1 pseudogene is annotated in these 249 nt (G+C 76.7%); it reads left to right on the forward strand.

What is annotated here, in order from left to right:
• Positions 1 to 249: pseudogene (locus FV233_RS31570) on the forward strand (membrane protein insertase YidC); the annotation flags it as partial.

A 249-nucleotide genomic window follows, 5' to 3' on the forward strand; every position in this document is an offset into this window, starting at 1 on the left:
GCGTCGCGCCATTCCGACGGTGACGCGTCCGGCCACACCGCGGCCTCCCGGTGGACCCCGGGGCGACCGGCCCGGCAAGCCTGGCGGCCGGCCGGCCAAAACCACACCTCTCCAGCGCGATGCGGGCAGGGTGGCGCCGTCTCGCGCGAGGCGGCGCTCGCCCGCTCGCCGCGCATCCGGATCGAGACCCCGGCGCTCAGCGGCTCGATCGCCCTCAAGGGTGGCCGCGTCGACGACGTGTCCCTGAAG

It is taken from the genome of Methylobacterium sp. WL7 (assembly GCF_008040085.1).
GTDB classification, from domain to species: Bacteria; Pseudomonadota; Alphaproteobacteria; order Rhizobiales; family Beijerinckiaceae; genus Methylobacterium; species Methylobacterium mesophilicum.